At 62.3% G+C, this 24,136-nt stretch carries 19 protein-coding genes; 12 read left to right on the top strand and 7 right to left on the bottom strand.

What is annotated here, in order from left to right; genetic code table 11:
• Window positions 1-2 precede the first annotated feature (2 nt).
• Entirely contained in the window at window positions 3-998 is a 996-nt protein-coding gene (locus tag ASD02_RS35595; RefSeq protein WP_057218252.1) for a DUF58 domain-containing protein, read from the bottom strand.
• Between the two features lie 16 nt (window positions 999-1,014).
• Entirely contained in the window at window positions 1,015-1,986 is a 972-nt protein-coding gene (locus tag ASD02_RS35590; protein WP_057218250.1) for a MoxR family ATPase, read from the bottom strand.
• A gap of 324 nt (window positions 1,987-2,310) precedes the next feature.
• Here ASD02_RS35590 and ASD02_RS35585 point away from each other — a divergent pair, with 324 nt between their 5' ends.
• Together ASD02_RS35585 and ASD02_RS35580 are read left to right on the top strand one after the other, a co-directional pair.
• A complete protein-coding gene (locus tag ASD02_RS35585) occupies window positions 2,311-3,240 on the top strand; it encodes a formylglycine-generating enzyme family protein (protein ID WP_057218248.1) in 930 nt (309 codons plus the stop codon).
• 143 nt (window positions 3,241-3,383) lie between these two features.
• Entirely contained in the window at window positions 3,384-4,346 is a 963-nt protein-coding gene (locus tag ASD02_RS35580; protein ID WP_057218326.1) for an HAD family hydrolase, read from the top strand.
• A 61-nt stretch (window positions 4,347-4,407) separates the two neighbouring features.
• Here the strand turns inward: ASD02_RS35580 and ASD02_RS35575 are convergent, their stop codons facing one another.
• Window positions 4,408-5,091, bottom strand: a complete 684-nt coding sequence (locus ASD02_RS35575; protein WP_057218245.1) for a hypothetical protein — start codon at window positions 5,089-5,091, stop codon at window positions 4,408-4,410.
• Between the two features lie 594 nt (window positions 5,092-5,685).
• On the opposite strand from ASD02_RS35575, the gene ASD02_RS35570 reads away from it, so the two are divergent.
• Window positions 5,686-5,958 (top strand): hypothetical protein, encoded by a 273-nt coding sequence (locus ASD02_RS35570; RefSeq protein ID WP_038577818.1) that lies wholly within the window; start codon window positions 5,686-5,688, stop codon window positions 5,956-5,958.
• A 223-nt stretch (window positions 5,959-6,181) separates the two neighbouring features.
• A complete protein-coding gene (locus ASD02_RS35565; protein ID WP_156408542.1) occupies window positions 6,182-7,951 on the top strand; it encodes a hypothetical protein in 1,770 nt (589 codons plus the stop codon).
• 238 nt (window positions 7,952-8,189) lie between these two features.
• Here the strand turns inward: ASD02_RS35565 and ASD02_RS35560 are convergent, their stop codons facing one another.
• From ASD02_RS35560 to ASD02_RS35545, 4 genes are all read right to left on the bottom strand, one after another.
• Window positions 8,190-9,218, bottom strand: a complete 1,029-nt coding sequence (locus ASD02_RS35560; RefSeq protein ID WP_057218239.1) for an NADP-dependent oxidoreductase — start codon at window positions 9,216-9,218, stop codon at window positions 8,190-8,192.
• 221 nt (window positions 9,219-9,439) lie between these two features.
• The gene (locus ASD02_RS35555; RefSeq protein ID WP_081788924.1) at window positions 9,440-10,801 is read right to left on the bottom strand and encodes an O-acetylhomoserine aminocarboxypropyltransferase/cysteine synthase family protein; all 1,362 of its coding nucleotides are present in this window, start codon (window positions 10,799-10,801) and stop codon (window positions 9,440-9,442) included.
• A gap of 42 nt (window positions 10,802-10,843) precedes the next feature.
• Entirely contained in the window at window positions 10,844-11,881 is a 1,038-nt protein-coding gene (locus ASD02_RS35550) for a 2-oxoglutarate and iron-dependent oxygenase domain-containing protein (protein WP_057220124.1), read from the bottom strand.
• Window positions 11,882-12,320: 439 nt separating this feature from the next.
• Entirely contained in the window at window positions 12,321-13,031 is a 711-nt protein-coding gene (locus tag ASD02_RS35545) for an SDR family oxidoreductase (RefSeq protein ID WP_025428501.1), read from the bottom strand.
• Between the two features lie 110 nt (window positions 13,032-13,141).
• Between ASD02_RS35545 and ASD02_RS35540 the strand changes: the two genes are divergently transcribed.
• The 8 genes from ASD02_RS35540 to ASD02_RS35505 all read left to right on the top strand — a co-directional run bounded on the left by ASD02_RS35540 (window position 13,142) and on the right by ASD02_RS35505 (window position 24,098).
• Window positions 13,142-14,041, top strand: coding sequence for a LysR family transcriptional regulator (locus ASD02_RS35540; RefSeq protein WP_057218234.1), 900 nt, complete (start codon window positions 13,142-13,144; stop codon window positions 14,039-14,041).
• 123 nt (window positions 14,042-14,164) lie between these two features.
• Window positions 14,165-16,528, top strand: coding sequence for a LuxR family transcriptional regulator (locus tag ASD02_RS35535; RefSeq protein ID WP_082555719.1), 2,364 nt, complete (start codon window positions 14,165-14,167; stop codon window positions 16,526-16,528).
• Window positions 16,529-16,714: 186 nt separating this feature from the next.
• Complete coding sequence (locus ASD02_RS35530) at window positions 16,715-17,743, top strand: ABC transporter permease (RefSeq protein ID WP_025428504.1); 1,029 nt, start codon at window positions 16,715-16,717, stop codon at window positions 17,741-17,743.
• A complete protein-coding gene (locus ASD02_RS35525) occupies window positions 17,743-18,603 on the top strand; it encodes an ABC transporter permease (protein ID WP_025428505.1) in 861 nt (286 codons plus the stop codon). The genes ASD02_RS35530 and ASD02_RS35525 overlap by 1 nt, the downstream gene beginning before the upstream one ends.
• Before the next feature lie 4 nt (window positions 18,604-18,607).
• On the top strand, window positions 18,608-20,275 hold the full coding sequence (locus tag ASD02_RS35520) for an ABC transporter ATP-binding protein (protein WP_025428506.1): 1,668 nt from the start codon (window positions 18,608-18,610) through the stop codon (window positions 20,273-20,275).
• Window positions 20,276-20,324: 49 nt separating this feature from the next.
• The gene (locus ASD02_RS35515; protein WP_057218229.1) at window positions 20,325-21,884 is read left to right on the top strand and encodes a hydantoinase/oxoprolinase family protein; all 1,560 of its coding nucleotides are present in this window, start codon (window positions 20,325-20,327) and stop codon (window positions 21,882-21,884) included.
• Window positions 21,877-23,007: a DUF917 domain-containing protein gene (locus ASD02_RS35510; RefSeq protein ID WP_057218227.1), complete on the top strand. Its 1,131-nt coding sequence runs from the start codon at window positions 21,877-21,879 to the stop codon at window positions 23,005-23,007. Before ASD02_RS35515 ends, ASD02_RS35510 begins: the two co-directional genes overlap by 8 nt.
• Window positions 23,004-24,098 (top strand): DUF917 domain-containing protein, encoded by a 1,095-nt coding sequence (locus ASD02_RS35505; protein ID WP_057218225.1) that lies wholly within the window; start codon window positions 23,004-23,006, stop codon window positions 24,096-24,098. Before ASD02_RS35510 ends, ASD02_RS35505 begins: the two co-directional genes overlap by 4 nt.
• The last annotated feature ends 38 nt before the right edge of the window (window positions 24,099-24,136 follow it).

Genomic DNA, 24,136 nt, shown 5'->3' with positions numbered 1-24,136 from the left:
CGCTACCGTCTCCGCTGACGCCAGGCCAACTGGCCGAGCATGGTGCGCAATTGCGGTGCAATCTCTTCCGCCGAGGAAATCGGCAGCATCGGCAGCCCCAGGTCCTCCTGCCATGCCTGAAGCGCGCGGCCGCGCTTGCGCGCGAAGCTGTCGATCGCCTCGCGGACGTTTGCATGACCGAATTGAAGCTCTGCCTGTTGCGCGCCGCCGCTGACGACGATGTCGCCCTTGCGCGGCAATTCCAGCATGAAGGGGTCGTAGATCAGGATGGCGATCACGTCATTATGGGCAGAGAGCTTGAGCAGCATGTCGCGCGTTTCCAGGCCGTGGCCGTCGAAATCGCTGATGACGATGATCAGATGGTCATGTTTGGCGATGTTGGCAACGGCCGAAAGCACGATGTCCAGTTGCTCGTCGCCTCTTGCAACCTTGGAGGTTGCGGAGAGTGCGATGTTGTGGCGAACGATGACGTCGGCAAACCGAATGACGGCCTCGCGGCTGCGGTAGGGCCTGATTTCGTCGACGGTCTCATCTCCGAATACAAAGCCGCCGACCCGATCGCCAAGCGCCGTGATGCGCCAGGCGCAGAGGGCGGCCACTTCCGCCGCGGCAACCGACTTCATGGCGCGGCGGCTGCCGAAGAACATGTTGATGCGCTGGTCGACGATCACAAGCGCCGGCCGATCCTTCTCCTCGTCATAAACCCGCACGACCGGTTTGCCGGTCCGCGCCGTCACCCTCCAATCGATGGTGCGGATATCGTCGCCAGGCAGGTATTCGCGAAGCTCCTCGAAGGAAAGCCCACGACCACGCATGCGCGATTCATGGCGTCCTGCCAGCAATCGCCGGACCGGCGCCTTACGCAGGAAGGTCAGGTCACGGGCTGTCGCCTCAAGGCCGACCAGTTCGTCGACGGAGGTGTAGGCGCCCGATGCCTCCACCTTCGGAGGATGGGCAATGCCCTTCGACCGGGCGAATGCGGACAGGGATATTGCCATCGGGCCTCTCCATCTCTCAGGCGACAGCGACCTGCTGCACGATCCGGTCTATGACCTGGTTGGCCGTCGTGCCGCCGGCATGGGCTTCATAGGAGAGGACGAGCCGGTGGCGGAAGACGTCGTGTACTGTCGCTTGCACGTCATCCGGCGTCACGAAGTCTCTTCCCTTCAGCCAGGCATGGGCGCGCGAGACCTTGTCGAGACCGATGACGCCGCGCGGACTGATGCCCACCTGGATCCATTTGGCCACGTCCTTGTCGAGCTTGTCCGGGTAGCGTGTCGCCATAACCAGGGCGACGATATAGTCCTCGATCGCGCTCGAGACGGTCACTGCCGAGATTTCCTTTCGTGCCGTAAACACCGCATCCTGAGCCAGCTTTTCGTTGGACTTCACTTTCGAGGCGGCAGCCGTTTCTTCCGACCGCACCAGCCGCATGATCTCGGCCTCCGACTTGGCGTCGGGATAATCGACCTGGATGTGCATGAGGAAACGATCGAGCTGCGCCTCAGGCAAGGGGTAGGTGCCTTCCTGCTCGATCGGGTTTTGCGTTGCCATCACCATGAAGAGCTCGGGAAGCTCGTGACTGTCGCCACCGACAGTCACTTGCCGCTCCTCCATCGCTTCGAGCAGGGCGGACTGCACTTTCGCCGGTGCGCGGTTGACTTCGTCGGCAAGGATGAGATTGGCGAAGATCGGACCCTGCTGAAAGCGGAACTCGCCCTTGCCGCCTTCGGTGAAATAGACCTCCGAGCCGGTGATGTCGGAGGGTAAAAGGTCCGGTGTGAACTGGATGCGTGACAGCTCGGCGTCGAGGTTCTTCGCCATGCTCTTGATGGCCCGCGTCTTGGCAAGCCCGGGCAGGCCTTCGACCAGCAGGTGGCCGTTGCTCAGGAGGCCGAGCAGCAGGCGTTCGATCATGCCCTGTTGGCCGACAATGGCTTCGCCGATCCGCTTGCCGAGCTGTTCGATGTCGTCACGTGTACCCATTGAGATTTAGCCCCTCCCGCCGGCCCGGCGGCGCCAACCCTTGTGAACTCTCATTTGTGAACTCTGAGGGGAGATTAAGGTGACATGCGGCCCGTTGGAAAGAACGTAACAGTAACGAAGCGGGCGATTGTGGTTCTCGATCAATCCACGGGCGGGGCAAACGGCGCCCGAATTCGATTCGTGCGCCGTCGTAACAGTTACGTACTTTGGAGTCGGAAAGTTTGCGTCTAGACTTCGGGCTATCAGGATGGACGCGACATCCGCCCGGGAGATCGAAGCCGTATGCAAACACTATCCACCAGGCCGACCCTCGACGAAACGCCAATGGCGATCAGCGCGCGCGAGCCGATCTGGATCGAAGGCGGCACCTTCACGATGGGGTCCGACAATCATTACCCCGAAGAGGCACCGGCTCACCCGGTGAAGGTCGACGGATTCTGGATCGACGTCACGCCTGTCACCAATCGGCAATTCGGCGCGTTCGTCGAGGCGACCGGCTACGTCACCGTTGCCGAGAAGGCGCCCGACCCGAAGGATTATCCGGGCGCCCTGCCGGAAATGATGCGGCCGGGGTCGGTGATTTTCGATCCGCCGAAGCGCGTCACCAGCCGTGACCCCTCGCAATGGTGGAACTTCAAGTTCGGTGCCGACTGGAAAAGGCCATATGGCCGGCAGAGCAACATTCGCGGCAAGCTCGACCATCCCGTCGTGCAGATTTCCTATGTCGATGCCATGGCCTATGCGAAATGGGCCGGCAAGGATCTGCCGACGGAAGCCGAGTGGGAGTATGCCGCCAAGGGCGGCCCGAATGACGCGGAATATGCGTGGGGCGCCGAACTTGTCCCTGAGGGCCGTTTCATGGCCAACACCTGGCACGGCACCTTCCCGACCGAGAACCTGCGCCCTGACGGCTTCGAGCGGACGTCGCCGGTCGCCAGCTTCCCGCCCAACGGCTATGGCCTTTACGACATGATCGGCAATGTCTGGGAATGGACAAGCGACTACTGGTCGAGCAACCACCCGGGGCCTGCGCAAAAAAGCTGCTGCATCCCCTCCAATCCGCGCGGCGGCGGGGCTGAGGCAAGTTACGACCCGCGGCAGCCGGAGATCCTGATCGCGCGGCGGGTGGTGAAGGGCGGATCGCATCTCTGCGCGCCGAACTATTGCCGTCGCTATCGCCCCGCGGCCCGTCACGCGCATGAGGAAAATGCGGCAACGACCCATATCGGCTTTCGCTGCATTCGCCGGCCGTAGACGTCTAACACCGACAGTCTTGTTTCAGTTGAGGAGGACACCCGATGATTTTGAGGGCAGGAGAGTTCGCGTCGATTGATGTGGATACGCATCGGAAGGGCTGGTGGCGGACCTTCATGGGAGTTGCGGCATCATTCGCATTGATGCTGGCCGCGCCGGCGCTTGTGGTGGCCGCTGATGCACCTCCGGCTGGCCTTCCTTCCTGGAACGACGGTTTGGCGAAATCGGCAATCATCGACTTCGTGACGCGGGTGACGACCGAAGGCGGCCCTGATTATGTCACTGAAGTGGACCGTATCGCCGTGTTTGACAACGACGGTACGCTCTGGACCGAGCAGCCGATGTATTTCCAGGGCATGTTCATCAACGATCGCATCAAGGCTATGGCCCCGGATCACCCGGAATGGAAGGACAAGGAGCCGTTCGCATCGCTGCTGAAGGGCGATATGGCCGGCGTGGCTGCGGCCGGCGAGAAAGGTCTTGTCGAGCTCGCGATGGCGACACATGCAGGGATGACGACGGACGAATTCACGAAGATCGTCAAGGATTGGTTCGCAACCGCGAAACACCCGCGTTTCGACCGGCCCTATAACGAGATTACCTACCTGCCGATGAGGGAGGTATTGGATTATCTGCGGGAAAACGGCTTCAAGACCTATATCGTTTCGGGCGGCGGCATCGAATTCATGCGGCCGATGACCGAGCAGATGTACGGGATACCGCCGGAACAGGTTGTCGGCAGCACCATAACCACCAAGTATGAACTTCAGGGTGACACCCCGGTGCTCATGCGCGAACCGAAGGTGGATTTCATCGACGATGGCCCCGGCAAGCCGGTCGGCATCAACAAGTTCATTGGTCGCCGCCCGATCTTTGTCGCCGGCAATTCCGACGGCGACTACGAGATGCTGCGGTGGGTTACCTCTGGCGCAGGGCCGAGCTTCGGGATGATCGTGCACCACACCGACGGCGAGCGGGAATGGGCGTATGACCGCCAGTCGCATGTCGGCAAGCTCGACAAGGCGATGAACGAGGCGGAGCAGCGGAAATGGCTTCTCATCGACATGAAAGCCGACTGGAACAGGATCTACGCCTTCGAGAAATAGACAGTGTGCCGGGGACATCACTCGCCGCCAGCACGGCCGCGAGGGATGTCAATTATACCCGCTATTTCGATGTAATCTGCGTGAAGGCGATGCCATCGATGTGGCCGCCTTTTAGCCGATAGACAAGCATTTGCATGACCGTCGTGTTCTGTTCGCCCTGTTGCTGGTGGGTGTAACGCACCATGCCTTGCTTCGGAGCTGCGCCGAAGCGTTCCTCCAGGGCTTCCGTGCCGTCCTTCAAGGTCGGAACCGGAAGCAACAGCGGCGCGAGCGCAACGGTTGGGGTGTCACATTTATCGGCTTCGTCGGCAACTTCTTCGGTGGAGATGAATGTCACCGGTTTCTGGGCAGGCGTGGCTGCGTCAGATCTGTCGTTGGCGACGAACCAGATCCGCCGCGGCAGATCTCCGGTCGCAAGCTCGTAGCACAGCCAGCCGACCGTCATGCCCTCCACCGTCCGGCTGCGGATATTGCCTCCGAACGTGGCCTTGACCTCGTCGAGTGTCGTCTTCTCGAGCGTGATCGGGAGCGAGCCGGCATTGATGAGATTGTTGAAAGGCGTCTCGAACTGGAGTGTCTGCGCTGTCGCCGTCAGCCCACCAAGGACGAGTGAGGGCAGGCCGCTCAATTTGTCGTCGCTTGCCGCAAGCTCGGTGCTCAGCAGCGTCAGACCGGTCGCGGCGATCCCTGCAGAAAGGAACGCTACCAAACGTCCGCAATGAGATGTCTTGTCCAAGGATCGCATGGAAATCTCTCCGTTGTACTCAGCACGCGATACGGCCTGTCGCCGAATGTCATCGTAGGCATTCTAAACATCGCAGTATTCCGCATCGAAGTACGTAACAGTTACAATCGGCGATGAACCGCTGTAGAGAAGTGCAATATGTCAGCTGTGTCACCCCGTGGAAGCCAACTGTAGCGCAATGCCCATGCCAAGCAAGCCGTCGCGATTACGGTAAGCTGCACGTCGCTGGCCTGGGGAGTGGCGGTTGCGATTAACGTGCCCTGGCCTGGCTATCAATGCCGGATCCGACGAGGTGTCATCGGTGCGTTTTCGGGGACGGGATCGCTTCGCCGTCAAGCCAGCGGCGGCAATGTTACTGTTACGTACTTCCGGAAACGGACGGTTCCTGCGATTTTGCGGGGGCAGGAGAGGGATAGGTAGAAGTTGGTCGTTTAGCTGACCCGAGGCTGCACCCGTCAGGTAGGCATATCTCAACGAGACGCTGGCAATCAGAGTACCGGTGGCATTCCGGATCTGTACTGAGGCGCGCGAACGCTATTTTCGCGCGCAGGCGTGGCATGAAGCATCGATCGTCGTTCAAGCGGATAGAGCACAATGCCCAACGAAGCCAAACAACGGGGACTTTTGAAGCTGATGCTCAAGCTTCCGGCGTTGCGCGGCCAGTTGCAACTGCTGAGCGCCAAGAACATGCCGCTCGCAAGCCTTTGCGAGGCATATGACGAGGCGACCTCCATGCTGGATCGGCAGCGTCGGTGTGATCCGCAGGATGCATCGATGGTGGCAGAGTACGAACTGATCTGTCTAGAGATCGAAGAGGAGGTGATTTCCATCTGCCTCTCCAGTGCAAGCAGTGAATCTAATCCATAGTGATCAGTTGTTCGTTGGTCTGGAATTTTCGGTTTCTATCACGCAGCCCCTGTAATCTTATTGGATTTCCAGTTCACTGGCCGTTTCATTTTGGGGCTACGGCATTTGTTAGAAAAATGTTTTGTGACTGCCCTACATTTCTCTTTCCGCTCCCGGCTCTGTGATCTAGAGTTCACCTCGCATTTGCACTCTCTCTCGGGTTGTAGGTAAATGGGGGCGCGCTATGAACACAAGAGAAGACGCGGACCGAGCGGCTTACTGCCCAGTTGCCGAGCGCCCGGCGCGAGCCGAACTCGACCGTATGTTGGGCGACCCGCGCTTTCATGGGACAGAGCGACACCGCAAGCTCTTGCGATACCTGGTTGACGAGTTCTTCGCCGGTCGTTCAGCCTCGGTGAAGGCCTATACAATCGCGATCGATGTCTTCGCCCGGCCGAGCTCCTTCGACCCGGCGACCGATCCGATCGTGCGCGTCGAGGCGTCGCGGCTTCGAGCGGCCCTGGCACAATATTACGAGGCGCTTGGCGATGAAGCCGCCCTGCGCATCGAACTCCCCAAGGGCAACTACGTCCCGCTCTTCGTCAGGGCTGACGGAAAACCGTCACTAGCCGTCCTCGCTCCACCGACGATAGCGCCTGATGCCGCCGAGCCACCGCCGCCATCGCCTTCGGCCGTCGCCGTCGGGCGCCGCATCTCCATGGCGAATGTTGCCATTGCGAGCGCCGGGGTTTTGGCGATGGCTGCAGCGTTCTACGTTTCGATGGCCGACCATTTCCCGTGGAAACCGATCCTGTCCGAAAAGCCGACCGTCGTTGTCGACGTGCAGCCGCAACGGGTGAAAGACGGCGAAGAGCAGAGGAAGATTGGCGACTATCTGGTGCATGCCCTGTCGCAGTTCTCGTCGGTACGGACGCTGGCGCAGGAGCAGCCTGCCGGCATCGACGTCGCATCGGTGACAGGTTGGGTTGCACCCAGACCGGCTGTCCGCCTTGCCGGCAGCAAGGAATATAGACTGTCGATCAGCTACAGCATGGCGAACGATGCTCACGAGCTCGCCTGGCAGGTGGTGGACCCACAGAGTAGCGAGGCTTTGCGCTCCGGTGTCTCGAAGCTGCCACTAGAGAGCGGTAATGCCCACCAGATTCAACAAACGCTTCTGGTGAGACTTGCGCGCGCACTTGCGGGCGAAGACGGCGTCATCACCAGCCTGGAGGCTGCACGCCAGGTCAGTGCGCCATCCCTCGGTTATGGCTGCGTGTTGCAGGCCGATATGGCTTTGGCACGAACCGACCCCGAAAATCTCGCAAGCGCGCTTGCCTGCCTCGAGCGGTCGCTTGCCTACAATGCAAACGACGCGGATGTATCGGCAAGCCTGGCAATGATCCTGGTGGTGACGGGCGAAGCGGATACTTCGCCGATCGCTGGCAACAGGGCGTTGAAGCTGGCAGACAAGGCAGTCGCGCTCGCCCCCCAGGCAAGCCAGAGCTATGTGGCGCAGATGATGGCGCGCTTTGCGGCGGGGGATACGGAGGCGGCCTTTCTTTCAGGGCAGCGCGCCAGCGCGCTCAATCCGCTGGACGAGGCCATTCCGGCGAGGTTGGGGCTGTTGCAGTACATCTCCGGCCACTGGTCCGAAGGTGTAAGATTGGCGCGGCTGGCGGAGGCGAATGGGGAGTATGTGCATCACGATGCAGCGCTGACGCTGGCGCTCGACGCCTATCGCGGGCGCCGTTACGAGGAGGCCCTGCTTCGTGTGCGCCAGCTTGCAAACACATCGGACCTGGCCGTCAACCTGCTGCGCCTGGCCGTCGCCGGCCAGCTCGGATTGACGCAGGAGGCGGCCAGCGCTCTTGACGAGGTGCGCGCGCCGACGGGACCTGCGGATATTTCGCTTTTGGCGAAACCGGTGACAAGGAGCTATGCGCCGGAACTGGCAGCGATGATCGAAGACGGCCTCGGCAAGGCCGGTGTCCGCCCGGCCGAAAATCCCTAAAGCGCGTCGCGATCTTTCAGATTCGCTTGCTGCACTTTAAGTTCTTGTTTCTACGCATGTCGTTATCGCAAAACCGGGGCAAACCTTTGCGCGACACGCTCTACTGCATGTTTCCTTAAATCGTACCCGATTTATGGACAAAAACATGCAGAAATTCAAAGCGCTACAGCGACCTTTGCGCGTCTGAAAGACGCGCGGCGGTGTAGGCGGCGACCAAGCCTGGCCGCCGCGCCAGGCGTTAGTTCTCGTCGGCGACGCGAATGACGAGCTTGCCGAAGTTGTGGCCCTCCAGCAGCCCAATGAAGGCTGTCGGCGCATTATCGAGGCCGTCGACGATGTCTTCCCGGTAGCGGATCTGGCCCGATGTAATCCAACCGGCCATTTCCCGATAGAAGTCGGGGCGCTGGTCGACAAATTCCCTTTGGATGAAGCCGCGAATTTGCAGGCTCTTGCTCAAGACGTCACGCATGACGAGGGGCAGGCGGTCGCCGCCCGTCTGTTCGCCGGGGCGGCTGTTGTATTGTGCGATCAATCCGCAGACGGGAATGCGGGCGAAATCATTCAGCAGCGGAAATACCGCATCCCAAACATGCCCGCCGACATTCTCGAAATAGACGTCGATCCCGCCAGGGCAGGCGGCTGCCAGTTGTTCGGGAAAATCGGCTGCGTGGTGATCGATCACCGCGTCAAAGCCGAGTTCGTCGCGAACGAAAGCGCATTTTGCGGCACCCCCTGCGATCCCGACGGCTCGCGCGCCTTTGATGCGGGCGATCTGCCCGACCGCCGAACCGACAGCGCCGCTTGCCGCCGCAACCACGACTGTTTCGCCCGCCTTCGGCTTGCCGATCGTCAGCAGGCCGGAATAGGCGGTAAAGCCGGGCATGCCCAGGACCCCGAGAGCGGTTGACAGCGGGGCCGCCGATGGGTCGAGCCTGCGCAGGGCTGCGCCATCGGAAACGGCGTAAGCCTGCCAGCCGGAATGAGAAAGCACGAAATCGCCCTCGGCGAAATCCGGGTGACGCGAGCGCACGACGCGGGCTACCGTCCCACCCTCCATCACATCGCCGATCTCGACGGGCCTGGCATAGGATTTCCCGGCATTCATGCGACCGCGCATATAGGGATCGAGCGACAGGTAGACGATCTTCAGCAGGACCTGGCCATCGGCAGGTTCCGGGATCGCGGAATGACCGATCCTGAAATTGTCTTGTGTCGGCTTGCCGTCCGGGCGGGAGGCAAGAAGGATCTGGGTGTTTTCGGAGGTCATGGCATTTCCTTCCGCCGCTGGCGCATGCGCTCTGTGGCAGCGTAGCGGGTAAGATGTTTCTGGTTGGCTACCTTCGCGGGCGTCACTCAAGACGGCAAGCCGCGACTTCTGGCCCTGGGCTCGGTGCCGAACTTTCGAAGCTTTGGCCGATCATCGAATATGACAATGGCCCAACCGTTGCCGACGGTTGGGCCATTGAACCCATTGTTGATTTCGCCGGGTTACGCCGCGTCGATCGCCTGCTTCAGGTCGGCGATAATGTCGTCAGGATGCTCGATGCCAACAGACAGTCTGACATAGCCGGGGGTGACACCGGTTCTGAGCTGGTCCACCTCGGAGAGCTGCGAGTGGGTGGTCGTTGCCGGGTGGATCGCCAGCGACCGCGCGTCACCGATGTTGGCGACGTGGTAGAGCAATTGTAGTCCGTCGATGAAGCGGCGTCCGGCCTCGCGTCCCTCCTTCAACTCGAAGCCGACCAGTGCACCATAGTGGCCGTTGCGCAGGTATTTCTCGCCGCGTGCCTTGGCGTCGCCGTCCTGAAACTTCGGAAAGATCACACGCGCCACTTTTGGGTGCGCACGGAGGAAATCCGCGACCTTGATGGCGTTTTCGCTGTGCTGGCGGATGCGCAGCGGCAAGGTTTCCAGCCCCTGAATGAACTGGAACACATTCTGCGGGCTGATGGCAGCGCCGAGGTCGCGCAGGAGAACGGCGCGGGCACGCAAGATATAGGGGTGAAAGTCGATGGCGGCGGCTTTTTCCAGCCAGGTCTTGCCCTGATAGCTCGCATCCGGCTCGTGCAGATTGGGATGGCGCTCGGCGTGTTCGTGCCACGGAAAAGTGCCGCCATCGATGATGGCGCCGCCGATGGAGGTGCCGTGTCCGCCGATATATTTCGTGGTGGAATAGACGACGATAGCGGCCCCGTGATCGAAGGGGCGGATGGTCAGGGGCGCCGCCGTGTTGTCGATAATCAGCGGAATGCCGAACCGACGGCCGATCTCGGCGACTTCGCCGATCGGGAAGACTTCGAGGCTCGGATTGGGAAGCGACTCCGCGTAATAGGCCCGTGTCCTCTCGTCGGTCGCCTTCGCAAATGCCTCCGGATCGGACGCATCGACGAAACGCACCTCGATGCCGAAACTCTTCAGCGTTGAGGCAAAGAGCGCCCAGGTGCCGCCGTAGAGCCCGGCGGCACTGACGATATTGTCGCCGGATCGGGCAAGGTTGAGCACGGCGAAGGCCGACGCCGCCTGGCCGGAGCCAAGCGCGAGGGCGGCGGCACCACCCTCGATTTCGGCGAGGCGCTGTTCGAATGCGTCCTGCGTCGGATTGGACACGCGGGTGTAGAGATGGCCGGCCGCCTCAAGCGCAAACAGCTTGTCTGCGCCATCGGTGCCCGGCAGCTGATAGGACGTCGTCTGGTAGATCGGCACGGCGACGGCGCCGCTCACCGGATCGAAACGGTAGCTGCCGCCATGAAGCGCCAGCGTTTCGGGCTGAAGCGGTCGCGACGTATCGCGCAGGCCGCTCGGAGCCTTGATTTCGACTGCAGGCTCCTCAGGCTTTTGATGGATCGTCATGGATTGCTTCCTTCAGCGTTCGAGTGGTTGCAATGGGATGGATCAGGCCGGCACCGGCGCCTTCAGCTGCTCGACAAGATCGGCATGGTGGGCAGCGGCGACGTCGGGGTGCGACCTGAGGCGTGATTTCAGGACATTGCGCCCGACCTCGTGGAACAGCGGGTTGAGCGGGTCCTGCGTCACGCCGCGAACCTCGGCCGCAAGTTCGGTCGGCAGATCGAGCACCGGGATGGTCGAGGCGAGGTTGGCGCCAAGGAAGAAGGCGACCGAGCGGCGATCGCCGCCGGCGGGCGGCGTGATGACGCGGTGGATATTGGCGAGCAGGTAGCCGTTCGATGCCAGTTCCAGCAGTTCACCGACATTGATGACGAAGGTGCCGCGCTTCGGCGGCGCATCGATCCAGCCACCCTTGCCGTCATCGACCTGAAGGCCGCCGACTTCATCCTGAAGCAGGATGGTTACGAAACCGCCGTCCTTGTGTGCGCCGACGCCCTGGTCGCTTTCGGTCTTGTCGCGACCGGGATAGCGGATGATCTTCAACAGCTGGTTGGGGCCGTCGCGATAGATCGGCTCGAACACGTCGGCGCGCTGTCCGAGCGCCTCGGCGAAAACCTCGATCAGGCGGATGCCAAGTCGGGTCACCGCCTCGATCCAGGCGAGGATCGCCGGCTTCAGTTCGGGCAAGGCGTCCGGAAACTGGTTGGGGCCGACCAGGCGCTTCCACGGTGCATCGTTTGCGTGGATCGCGAGGGGGGCGCGCTGTGGTCCGAAATCCACCTGCTCGCGCCAATCCTGCGTCCCGCGGGTATATTCCAGGCCGGCGCGATTGTAGCCGCGAAAGTGCGGCGACTTGCGCATCTCGATCGCCAGCTTGTCCTGTTCCGGCAGGGTGAAGAAACGGCGCGAGAGATCGAGGACGCCATCGATCTGTTCCTGCGGGATGCCGTGTCCCTCGAGGTAGAAAAAGCCCACCGAGCGGGTGACGCTGCGCAATTCTTCAAGCGCCGTCGCCCGCTCGGGATGGCCCGCCGCAAAGCGTTGCAAATCGAGAATGGGCAAGGATGAGTTGGCGTCGGTCAATGGTGGCTCCCTTCATTTTCTAGGCTGCGGCGGGTGGCGATGCCGTCTTCTCCTGTGTGAAGCCGACACGGCGCTGAAATGGCAGGCCGCAGATGCTGAGGGAAGCTTACCTGTCGGCGCCGGTTATTCAATATTGTCTATTGAAAATCTAGACTAAATACGGAGCCGCAGGCGCAGAAGCATTTGGGCAACAGTCCCATTTGCGAGAATTTCTATTCTGCTCCGGATTTCTGGGGGAACGCCGGCCGTCGCATTGATGCCTCATGACCGGCATTGATCACTGCGATCGCCATGCGCCGGGCGCGGTGGACAAGCGAAAAATGCGACCTCGGCCGTGGTGGAGTGTGGAGAGGGCGGCAGTTCTCTTCAGTCGCATCATTGTGGGAATGGTGTTGGCGTGCTGGGAGCAGCCAATCAGCGGCTGCTCCCGGCGGCTTCGTCAACGCAACGCAAAGCCACCGTCGGGATAGAGCGTCGAGCCGTTCATGAAACCATTCTCCATGAGGTAGATGACGGTATGCGCCACCTCGTCGGTGGTGCCGACCCGTTTCAGCAGCGCGGCCTCGGCGTAGCTCGAGAACGAGGCCTCCCTGATGGCGTCGGGCTGGCGGCGCCATAGGTCGCTATCGATCGTCCCTGGTGAAATGACGTTCACCCGGATCGGCGCCAACTCGACGGCGAGCGCCCGCCCGAGACCTTCGATCGCGGCATTGCAGGCGCCATAGGCGGCACCTTCTGCCGCCGGCCTGACGCTATAGGCGCCCGCCATCAAGGTGACGGACCCGTTCTTGTCGAGATAGGGCAGGGCGTGCTTCACCGCGTAATACTGGCCCCAGAACTTCGATCGGAAGGAGCTTTCGGCGACGTCGTCGGACGCCTTGTCGATTCGGCCGCGCGAATAGGATGCGCCGGGTGTGAAGAGATGATTGATCGGGCCGGATTGTTCGAAGAAACGGCGCAAGGAGTCCTGATCGATATTGTCGACAACGACGGCGCGGCTCTTCGGACCGAGCTTGATCGTTGCGCGCTGCAACCTTTCCGGATCGCGCCCGCCAATGACCACCTCTGCGCCAAGGTCGATGGCGCGCTCGGCAACACGCAGGCCGATACCGGAACTGCCGCCGATGATTGCTACTCTCTGCTTTCTCATTCTGTCGGATCCCTGAGATGTGAATGACTGGGTGGCACTATATCCGCGATCAAAAATCGCTTATGAGAACACTTCTCGCAGTACCTGAGATTTAAATTCTGGAGCGTGCCATGCTTCCCGGCGATCATCTCAGTGCTGTCAGGGCCTTCATGCAGGCCTCGCGGTCCTCGAGCTTTTCAGAAGCCGCGGAGCGGCTCGGCCTTTCCACCTCTACGGTGGGCAAGGCGGTTTCGCGGCTCGAGGGGCGGTTGGGCGTGCGGCTCTTCCAGCGCAGCACACGTCACCTTGCGCTGACCGAAGAGGGCAGGGTGTTCCTGGAGGGTTGCGAACGCGCCGCGGCGGAACTGGCCGCCGTCGAGGCGGCGCTCGCCTCGCGCATGGAGGAGCCGGCCGGCCGGCTCAAAGTGAGCTTGCCGGAGCTGCTCGGTCGGCGCATTGCCGCGCCTAGTCTGATCGCGTTGGCAGTCGACTATCCGAAGCTGGAACTCGATATTGCCTTTACCAACCGGCTTGTGGATCTGGTCGAGGAGAATATCGATCTATGCGTGCGCGTCGGCGAGCTCGCTGGTGGGGGTGACCTGATGGTCAGGAAGCTCGGCCAGCAACGCCTGACGGTTTGCGGCGCGCCGGACTATCTGGCAAGGCACGGGACGCCGTCGCGCCCCTCGGAGCTCGCTGCGCATCTCTGCGTAACACAATCCCGAGGGCCTGTAGCCGAGAGCTGGCGGTTTACTGAGTCCGGGCAGACGAGGCACATCAACGTGCGCAGCACCCTCAGCGTCGCTGATCACGCATTGATGGCGGACGCCGCCTGCCGTGGACACGGGTTGGTGCAATTGCCGGGCTGGATCGTTGCCGACGCGATCTCAGATGGTCGTCTGGCTCCCGTCCTCGAAGCCTATGCGCCGACACCTCTTCCCGTCTACGCGCTCTGGCCGCACCGGCTCGGCACGACCCCGCGCTTGCGCATCGCGGTCGACGCATTGGTCGATTGTTTTCGCGATTTCTGAAACGGCGTGGCGGATAAAGCGGTCGCGACGCAAGTCGCCCGGTCCATTCGGTCTTTCTAACCCGAGCATCATTGACTAGGTTTCGGCGATAACCGGGGCCAGATCCCGACGGGCAGATAATGAATGGCTGATACGTCCCACGAAGCGATCGACATCCGGCGAGATGACCTCCTGCGGCGCATCGCAACGGCAGCGGAGCCGATCGTTGTTCTGGACGCCGTTGCGGGCATGGGGAAATCGACGCTGTTGTCTCAGCTGGCGTCGAAGCTTCAATGTCCCATATGGCGATCGGTGCTTCCGCCTGGCGAAGACACCTTCGGCGAGGTGCTGCTCTGGGACGTGCCGTCGGACGTCCATGAGGCCGAAGTTGCTGCCGGCTGGCAGGACGGGGGCCGACGTGTCGTGATTGCCAAACGACCGCGAACCCGGCTTCTCGGCCTCGATCGGGCGATTGCCTATGGCAAGGCGCTCTGCCTCGGTACTGACGACCTCTGCTTCTCGCTCGACGAACTCGAGACGTCTTATGGTAAGACCGAGGCGGCCCGGCTGCTGGCCGAAACGGGAGGATGGCCGTTTCTGGTTGGGCTGCTGGGCCGGCAATCGCGAGACGAGGCGGCGGTCATTCGCTTTCTGGCAGACGATGTCCTGCGCGAAATGGCAGATTCCGAGCTCGTCCAGCTCAGCCTTGCCCAGCAGGCGCCAAAGCCGTTGGCCAGCGCGGAAGAAGCGGTGCCTGCCTATCTGCAGGCAACCGGCATCGGCGGTGTGCTTGCCGCAGCCCTTGACATGGTGCTGGCCGAACGGCTCAAGGATAGCGCCCGCGTACCAGTGATCTCGGCGGCCTATTCCGCGCACGGCATGCAGACGGAAGCGATCCTTGTCTTGCAGCGCGCCGGGCTTCACGAACTGGCAGTTCGCGCCTTCGTTGCGGCCTTCGGGCGGTATTACATCTTTTTCCACGGTTCCGAGGCGTTCGACCGGGTTCTCGCCGGGTTTCCGGCCGAGCTGGCGGCGCAGAACGAAGGCATCGTGACGGCGCTTGCCATGCAGGCGCTGAAGCGCGGCGAGGTCCTGCGCGCGCAGCGGTTGCTTGCCGATTGTTACGGATCGCGCGCCAACAATGTGCTGAAGGTGCTGAGCGACCGCGCAGCGTTCTCGGCGGCCTTCCGCTCCTTCCGCCTGGTGATGCTCATTTACGAGGATGTCGTGCTTGGCGACGACCTGCTGGAGCAATCGACCACGCTTCTGTCGGAATTTCCGCTCGACGCCGATCTGGAGCGCGGCAGCATCTACAATTCGATCCTGGAGTTCTACATCCGGCGACGGCGGTTCGCTGTCGCGCAGGACATCGCCGACCGTGCGCTCTTCCACTATGAGCGTGCTGGCGTGCCCCTCCTGTGTTTCTACATCAACCTGCACCAGGCGATGATGCATCTGATGAGCGGTGACGCGGTGCGGGCGCGCAAGAATGCTGTCGATGCCGCTGAACAGATGTCGCGCGTACCGTTCGACAGCCCCATGGACAAACGACTGCTGGCACTGCTGGAGGCCTGTGTGGAATATGAGGACGGCAAGCCCGAGCCGCTGGCGCGCTTCCTGACCTCCGAGATGGATGATTTCTCGCATGGGGAGATCTGGCCGAGCCTGATCGAATTCGCGCTTCAATACGGCAGCCAGGCGCTGAGCGAGCATTTTTCGATGATTGCGGCACGAGGCTTCCTCGATCGCTGGCGTGCCTATCAGGTCTACAACAGGCAGTTCCGCCTGATGATCGAGGTCCGGGACGCCGTCATTCTTCAAAACGGCAACCGCTGGCAGGAGGCTGCGGAAAAGCTCGCTTCCGTGCAGGCTCGCATCAACAGAACCTGGGTGGAGGCGGCCGTCGACGAACTGACCCGCCTGCAGGACCGCGACGAGATCGCGCTGGCCGTCGTCTGGCTGCGCCACATCGTCTTCGAAATGCCGGGTCGCGTCCATCTCGACCGACAGCTCTCCGCTATGGCCAGCAATCTCAACCTGACCGGCCGTCAGCGATTGTGCATCGAAGTCTGGCAGGCCTATGTCGCCCGCCGCCGGCGCAATCTGACAAGTGCGCGCTCCATCCTGCAGAAGACCTTCGAGAATGCAGCCCGGCTCGGCACCATCGCGCCACTCTCGGAGGAGCGCCAATTCCTGCGCGAGCTGACGGGCGACCGGCGCATCAGCGATTTCCTGCAGACGACGCCCACCGCGCAGCAGATCATGCGGCGCCTGCGCGATACCGGCCTGCCCAACACGACGCTCGGCGAAAAGAATGGCCTGACTCGACGCGAGACGCGTCTGCTGCTGATGATTGCGGAGGGAGCGTCGAACAAGTTCATCGCCCATGCTTTGGGCTTGAGCGAAGCGACGGTGAAATTCCATCTCGGCAATCTCTATCGCAAGCTTGGCTGCGGTCGTCGGCGCGAAGCGATTACCGCGGCAAAGGCACTCGGCGTCATTTCCTGACCAGGTTGCAGCCGGCATGATATGCGCCATTCCTTCGCGTGGGCCAGAACAAAACCTATACCTTTCTTGTCAAAACCTATCCTTTCAAGCCGTTGTGCAAACGACCCTTTCGGCTTGAAACTGCCCTCGACCGCAAAAAGCGGCAGACAGGCCGGGCGATAACCGGCCGAGGGGAAAGGGTTGCCAATGGGCAATTATTACGTCGCATTGTTTGCGCGGCGCGCGGTCGGCTTCCTCATGGTGCTGTTCGTGTTGTCGCTGATGATTTTCGTCCTCGCCCGCATCGTGCCGGGCGATCCGGCGCGCATGGCGCTCGGTCCGAGCGCAACCCAGGAGCAGGTCGACCAGCTCCGGCAGCGCATGGGGCTCGATGAGCCACTGGTCACCCAGTATGTGAGCTATGTCAGCCATGCGGTGACCGGCGATCTCGGGCGCTCGATCGTATCCGATCGGGAAGTCAGCGCCGATATCGCCACCTTCCTGCCGGCGACGCTGGAGCTTGTGATCGCCACCATCGTCATCATCTTCGCAGTGGCCGTGCCACTTGGCGTATTGACGGCGCGCTACAGAAACAGCTGGATCGACAATAGCGGCCGCTTCTTCTCGCTCATCGGCGTCACCATTCCGAGCTTTCTCTTCGCGGTTACCCTGCAGATCATTGCCGCGGATCATTTCCCTTCCTGGCCCACTCTCGGCCGGGTCGATTTCCAGCTCGGCGCGCCCGCTGGCCCGACAGGCTTCCTGTTGGTCGACAGCCTGCTTGCCGGCCGCCCGGATGTGTTTCTGAGCGCGCTTCAGCATCTGGTCTTCCCGGCGCTGGCGCTGGCAATGGCCGGTATCGGCCAGATCACCCGCATCACCCGCTCGGCCATGATCGATCATCAGCGTCGCGATCATGTGCTGACGTTGAAGTCCTTCGGCGTGCCGGACCGCGTCATCGTGTTTCGCTATCTGCTGAAGCTTTCGTCGATCGCGCCATTGACGATCATGGGGCTCGAATTTGCCTCGCTGATCGGCAACGCCTTCGTCGTCGAAATGGTCTTCTCCTGGGGCGGCTTTGCCTCCTACGGTCTCGACGCCATCCTGCAGAAAGACCTCAACGCCGTCATGGCGGTGGTCCTCGTCTCGGGTATTTTCTTCATCGCCGCCAATCTCGTCATCGACCTGATCATCAGCATCCTTGATCCGCGGCTTCGCTTCAAGGAGGCCCGCTGATGCAGGATACGACCCGCCTGTCCGCCGGCTACATGACCTGGTACCGGTTCAGCCGAAATCCGGCCGCCGTGATCGGCGCGCTGATCGTGCTCTCGGTCATCGCCATGGCCATCTTCGCGCCGCTGATTGCGCGTTTTCCCGAACATGTCGGCGCCGTCGTCGACTTCCGCAACCGTCATATGCCGCCGGATGTCGACAACTGGTTCGGCACCGACAAGGCCGGTCGCGACATCTTTTCGCGCACGGTCTTCGGCTTCCGCGTGTCGCTGCTGCTCGTCATCGGCGTGCTTGGCGTGGCAGTGCCGATCGGCTCGGCGCTGGGCATGATCGCCGGTTATGCCGGCGGCCTGACGGAGCGGCTCTTAACCGGCTTTACCGATATCATGCTGGCGATCCCTCCGCTGGTGATGGCCCTGGCGATCGGCAACGTGCTTGAGCCCAATCTGGTCAATGCCATGCTGGCGATCACCCTGCTCTGGTGGACCTGGCATGCCCGCCTTGTCTATCGCGTCACGAAGTCGATCGCGGCGGAAGACTATATCGAGGCAGCGCGGCTCGCCGGCGCCAGCCACCTGCACATCCTCGCCAAGGAGATCCTGCCGAACTGCATCTCGGTCATCTCGGTGAAGACGACGCTTGATGCTGCCTTCGTCATCCTCTTCGGCGCGACGCTCTCCTTCCTCGGCCTCGGCGTGAAACCGCCGACACCGGACCTCGGCTCGATGGTTGCCGACGGCCGGCAGTTCCTGCCGGAGAAGTGGTGGGAGGTTCTGGCCCCGGGCTTTGCGATCTTCTACGCCACGCTCGGCTTCAACCTGCTCGGCGACGGGCTGCGCGACATGTTCGATGTGGAGGCCTGAGACGATGAGCACTCCTCTCCTCAAGGTCGAAGACCTCAATATCGCCTTCACCACCTATGGCCGCCGCCAGCATATCCTGAAGGATGTTTCCTTCGCGATCGGCCGGGGCGAGCGCGTGGCGCTGATCGGCGAGACCGGTTCGGGCAAGTCGGTCACCTCAAAGGCGATCCTCGGTACGCTTCCGGACAATGCCCGCATCGAAAGCGGCAACATCGAATATGACGGCAGACGGGTGCTCGATATGCCTGGCCGCGAGCGCGAAGCGCTGAAGGGCACGGCGTTCTCGATCATCATGCAGGACCCGTTGTCTTCGTTCAATCCGGTGTTCCGGATCGGCCGGCACCTCGACGACGTCATGTATTACGCCGATCGGCGCGATGGCGTCCGAAGCTCGGCGAAAGACCGCAAGCAGCGCATTTTCGAGGTCCTTCGCCGCGTGCAGCTCCAGGATCCGGAACGGGTCTTCGACGCCTATCCCTCGCAGCTTTCCGGCGGCATGCGCCAGCGCGTGCTGATCGGCCTTGCGCTCCTGCATCAACCGCAACTGCTGATCGCCGATGAACCCGGCACGGCGCTTGATGTGACCACTCAGGACGAAATCCTGAAGCTGATCAACCGGCTGGTCGACAGCGAGGGCCTTTCCCTGCTGATGATCACGCACAATCTTGGTGTGGTCCGGCAAACGGCGGATCGCGTCTTCGTCATGCGTCATGGCGAGATCGTCGAAAGCGGCAATCTGCGCCAGATCTTCCAGGCGCCGCGGCAGCGCTACACGATCGATCTGATCGATGCGATCCCGCCGCTTTACGGGTCAAAGGTGGTTGATCAGCCGGTTTCGTCGAATGCGCCGATCATCACGCTCGAAGGGGCCGGGAAGGTCTATGTCGAAAAGCCCTTCCTCGGCCGCATGAAGCGCCACGAGGCGGTCAAGCCGGTGACGCTGTCGGTGCCCGAGGGCGAGATCTTTGGCCTCGCCGGCGAATCCGGTTCCGGAAAGACCACCATTGCCCGCATGGTGATGGGGCTGATTGCGCCGAGTTCCGGCACGATCAGCGTTGGCTCGCCTGCGCAGGCAAGCGCGTCGCAACGGCTGACCCAGATCGTCTATCAGAATCCCGGCACGTCGCTGAACCCCAAACGCACCGTGACGCAGACCTTGGCCGTACCGCTCAGCCATGTCGGTCTTCGCGGCAAGGCAGCGACAGTGCGGATGGAGGAACTGATGGCGCTGGTCAATCTGCCGTCCGCCCACCTCTCGAAATATCCGCACGAGCTTTCGGGCGGGCAGAAGCAGCGCGTGGCGATCGCCCGGGCGCTTGCGGCCGAGCCGAAGATCATCGTTCTCGACGAACCGACGTCGGCGCTCGACGTCTCGGTGCAGAAGCAGGTCATCGCCCTGCTGCAACGCCTCAGGGACGAGCTTGGGTTGACGTATTTCTTCATCTCCCATGACCTTTCGCTGATGCGCAATTTCTGCAGCCGCATCGCCATCATGCTGAAGGGCGAGATCGTCGAGGAGGGGCGCACGGCGGATGTCTTTGCCGACCCCAAGCATCCCTATACCCGCGCGCTCATCTCGGCGATTCCGGTGATGAGCGACGAGGAGGAAGCATTGAAACCAACGGTAAGCGTCGAGGAGAGAGCGCGCTTCCTGGTGAGATCAACGGCCTGAGGCCGAACGAGTAAACAGGGCCGAAGGCCCGCCAACAAGGAGACTGTCCGTGTATCGATTGGGAATAGATGTCGGGGGTACGAACACCGACGCCGTCATCATGGAAGGACGGAGTGTGCTGTCGGGCGTCAAGGCGTCGACGACGGAAGACGTGACGTCAGGCGTCATCGAAGCGCTGGAAGGTGCGATCGCCAAGGCCGGCATCGATCGCTCCAAGATCAGCACCGTGATGATCGGCACGACGCATTTCACCAATGCGGTGATCGAGCGCAAGCACATCAACCATGTCGCCGCCATCCGGCTCGGCCTCCCGGCAACCGCCTGCCTGCCGCCGATGGTCGACTGGCCGAACGATCTCGCCGAGGCCGTTGGCCATCACACCCATCTCGTGCGCGGCGGCTATGAATTCGACGGCCGTGCCATCGCGCCGCTCGACGAAGAGGAACTGATCCGCATCGCCGCCGACATTCGCCTCAAGAATGTCAAGGCCGCCGCCATCACTTGCGTCTTCAGCCCCATCAATGCCGAGATGGAGCAGCGGGCCAAGGCTGTCATCGAAAAACATTGCCCTGGCCTTCCGATCGTCGTCTCCGGCGACATCGGCCGCATCGGGCTCCTCGAGCGTGAAAGCGCCGCCATCATGAACGCGAGCCTGTTGTCGCTTGCGGCCAAGACGGTGGACGCCTTCGCCAAGGCGCTGAAGGATGCCGGGCTTTCCTGCCCGTTCTTCATCACCCAGAACGACGGCACGCTGATGGCGGCTGCCACGGTCAGAAGCTTTCCTGTCCTGACCTTCGCCTCCGGCCCGACCAATTCGATGCGCGGCGCAGCCTTCCTGACCGGCCGCAAGGAGGCGATCGTCGTCGACATTGGCGGCACGACCTCCGACGTCGGCGCGTTGCACCACGGCTTCCCGCGCCAGGCGGCGACAATTGTCGACGTCGGCGGCGTGCGCACCAACTTCCGCATGCCCGATGTGTTCTCGATCGGGCTTGGCGGCGGCTCGCTGGTGCGCGAACTTGCCAATGGCGAGGTTACGGTCGGCCCGCAATCGGTCGGTTATCGCATCGCCAAGGAGGCGCTGGTCTTCGGCGGCCAGACCCTGACGACGACGGATATCGCCGTCGCACTCGGCAAGGCCGATATCGGTGATGCGTCCAAGGTCGCGCATCTCGACCGGGCTCTCGCCGAAAAGGCTCATGCCCGGATCGTGTCGATGCTGGAAAACTCGGTGGAGCGCAGCCGCGTCTCGTCCGATCCGATCCCGGTCATCGCGGTTGGCGGCGGTTCGATCCTGATGCCGGACAGGCTTGGGGATCTGGAGGTCATCCGACCTGAGAATTTCGCCGTCGCCAATGCGGTCGGTGCGGCCATCGCCCAGATCAGCGGCGAAGTCGATCGCGTCTTTGCGCTCGAAAAGGGTTTGACGCGCGAAATCTGCCTGAAGCAGGCTGAGCAGGAAGCGACGGAACGTGCGCTTTCGGCCGGCGCCATCGCCGAAACGATCCAGGTCATCGAGCGGGAGGACGTGCCGCTTGCCTATCTGCCGGGGAATGCCACCCGCATCCACGTCAAGGTTGTCGGCGAAATGGGAGGCTTCCATGGCTGAGCGTGCACTGAAGGCCCTGAACTACGATCCGTCCGATCTCTGGGTGCTCGACGAAGAGGACCTGGAGGCGCTGGAAATCGGTGCCGGCATTCTCGGCACCGGCGGCGGCGGCAACCCCTATATCGGCAAGCTGCGAGCGCGGCTTGCGATGCGCAGCGGCTACAACCTGTCGATCCTGCCGCTCGACCGGCTGGCGGACGATGCGCGCTGCATCTCGCTCGGCGGGATCGGTGCACCGGTCGTTGCCTATGAGCGCCTGAAGGAAGGGCGCGAAGGCCTGCGTTGTGTTCGCGCACTCGAAGAGCATCTCGGTATCGCCATCGACGCGATCGTCTGCGAAGAGATCGGCGGAGCCAATTCGATGGAGCCGCTGATCGCGGCCGCCTTTGCCGGCCTGCCGGTCGTTGATTGCGACGGCATGGGGCGCGCCTTCCCGGAAATGCAGATGACCACCTTCTCGATCTACGGTCATCGCTCGACCCCGAGCGTCATGTGCGACCTGCACGGCAATGTCGTCCTGTTCCAGCACGCGGCATCCGAACTCTGGCACGAACGCATGGCGCGCGCCTGCGTCGTTTCGCAAGGGGGCGCATCGACACTCGCCTCGGCGCCGATGACGGGTGCCTTCCTCAAGAAGTACTCGATCCCGCATTCCTACACCCAAGCGGTCTCGCTCGGGCGGGCAGTGCTGAAGGCGCGGCGCGAGCATGCCGATCCGGTTGCGGCCATCTGCGCCCAGGAAAACGGCCGTCAGGTTTTCTCCGGCAAGATCGTCGATCTCGAACGCCATCTGCGTGGCGGTTTCGTCATCGGTGAAGCCAAGCTTGCCGGCATCGATGCCTTCAACGGCGATACGGCCTCGGTGATGATCCAGAACGAAAACCTCGTTTTCAGCCGCAACGGCGAAGTCGAAGTGTCGGTGCCGGATCTGATCATCGTTCTGGATGTCGACAGCGGCAACGCGATCACCACCGAAATGCTGCGCTACGGCCAGCGCGTCGCGATCGTGGCATTGCCCTGCCATTCGCTGCTGCGCTCGGCTGCAGCGCTTGAGGTGGTCGGCCCGAAAGCCTTCGGCTTCGACGACATCACCTTCCGGCCGATCGAGGAGATGCAGGCATGAGCGAGCGGCTCATTACGGCTGCCGACTTGGAAGCGATCGCCATCGGCGGTGCCTATCTCGGCACCGGCGGCGGCGGCGATCCCTATATCGGCAAGCTGATGGCCCGAACTGCAATCGAGGCGAACGGTCCGGTTCGCGTGGTTCAGCCCGATGCCATCGCCGATGATGCGCTCTGCGTCCCCGTCTTCATGATGGGTGCGCCGACGGTAATGGTGGAAAAACTGCCACGCGGCGACGAGGCGCTGGAGGCGCTGCGCCAGCTCGAAAGGTTTCTCGGACGCAAGGCCGATGCCCTGATCTGCGTGGAAGCCGGCGGATTGAACTCGACCATCCCGTTTGCCGTGGCCGCCGCAACCGGCTTGCCGCTGATCGACGGGGACGGCATGGGCCGCGCCTTTCCCGAGCTGCAAATGGTGAGCTTTACCATGCATGACATCAGCGCCACGCCGCTGGTTCATGCCGATGACAAGGGCAACAGCTCGATCATCAATGCGGTCTCGAACCTGTGGACCGAACGGCTGGCCCGCGTCCAGGCGATCCAGATGGGCGGCGCCAGCCTTGTCGCCGCCTATCCGATGACAGGCGCGCAGATGAAGGCCGGGATCCTGCGCGGCACGCTCAGTCTCATCAAGGGTATCGGCGAGACGATCGCGGCCGAGCGCGCCGCCAAGCGCCATCCCGGCATTGCGCTTCGCGAGCAGTTCGACGGTCGGCATCTGTTTACCGGCCGCGTCGTCGATGTCGACCGGGCGACGACCGGCGGTTTTGCGCGGGGGAGGGCCCTGCTCAAGGGCATCGACGGTTTTGCCGGCCGCACCTTCGAAGTCGCGTTTCAGAACGAGTTCTTGGTTGCCCGCGGCGATGGGGGACAGGTCATCGCCTCGACGCCGGACCTCATCTGCGCGCTCGACGCCGATGGCGGGCTGCCCGTTACCACCGAGCAGTTGCGCTATGGCCTGACGGTCGAGTTCACCGGACTTCCCTGCGATCGCCAGTGGCGGACGGCCAAGGGGCTCGAACTCGCCGGCCCCGGCTACTTTGGCTACGACCATGCCTACGAGCCGGTCGAGGCGCTCAATCCGGCCGCCTAAGGGCGACTGATTCGAAAACAACGACAATCAACGAAAAG

It is taken from the genome of Ensifer sp. Root1252 (assembly GCF_001425885.1).
Lineage (GTDB): Bacteria > Pseudomonadota > Alphaproteobacteria > Rhizobiales > Rhizobiaceae > Ensifer > Ensifer canadensis.
Note: the sequence above shows the minus strand (reverse complement) of the source record. Positions and strands in the feature narration are given on the sequence as shown.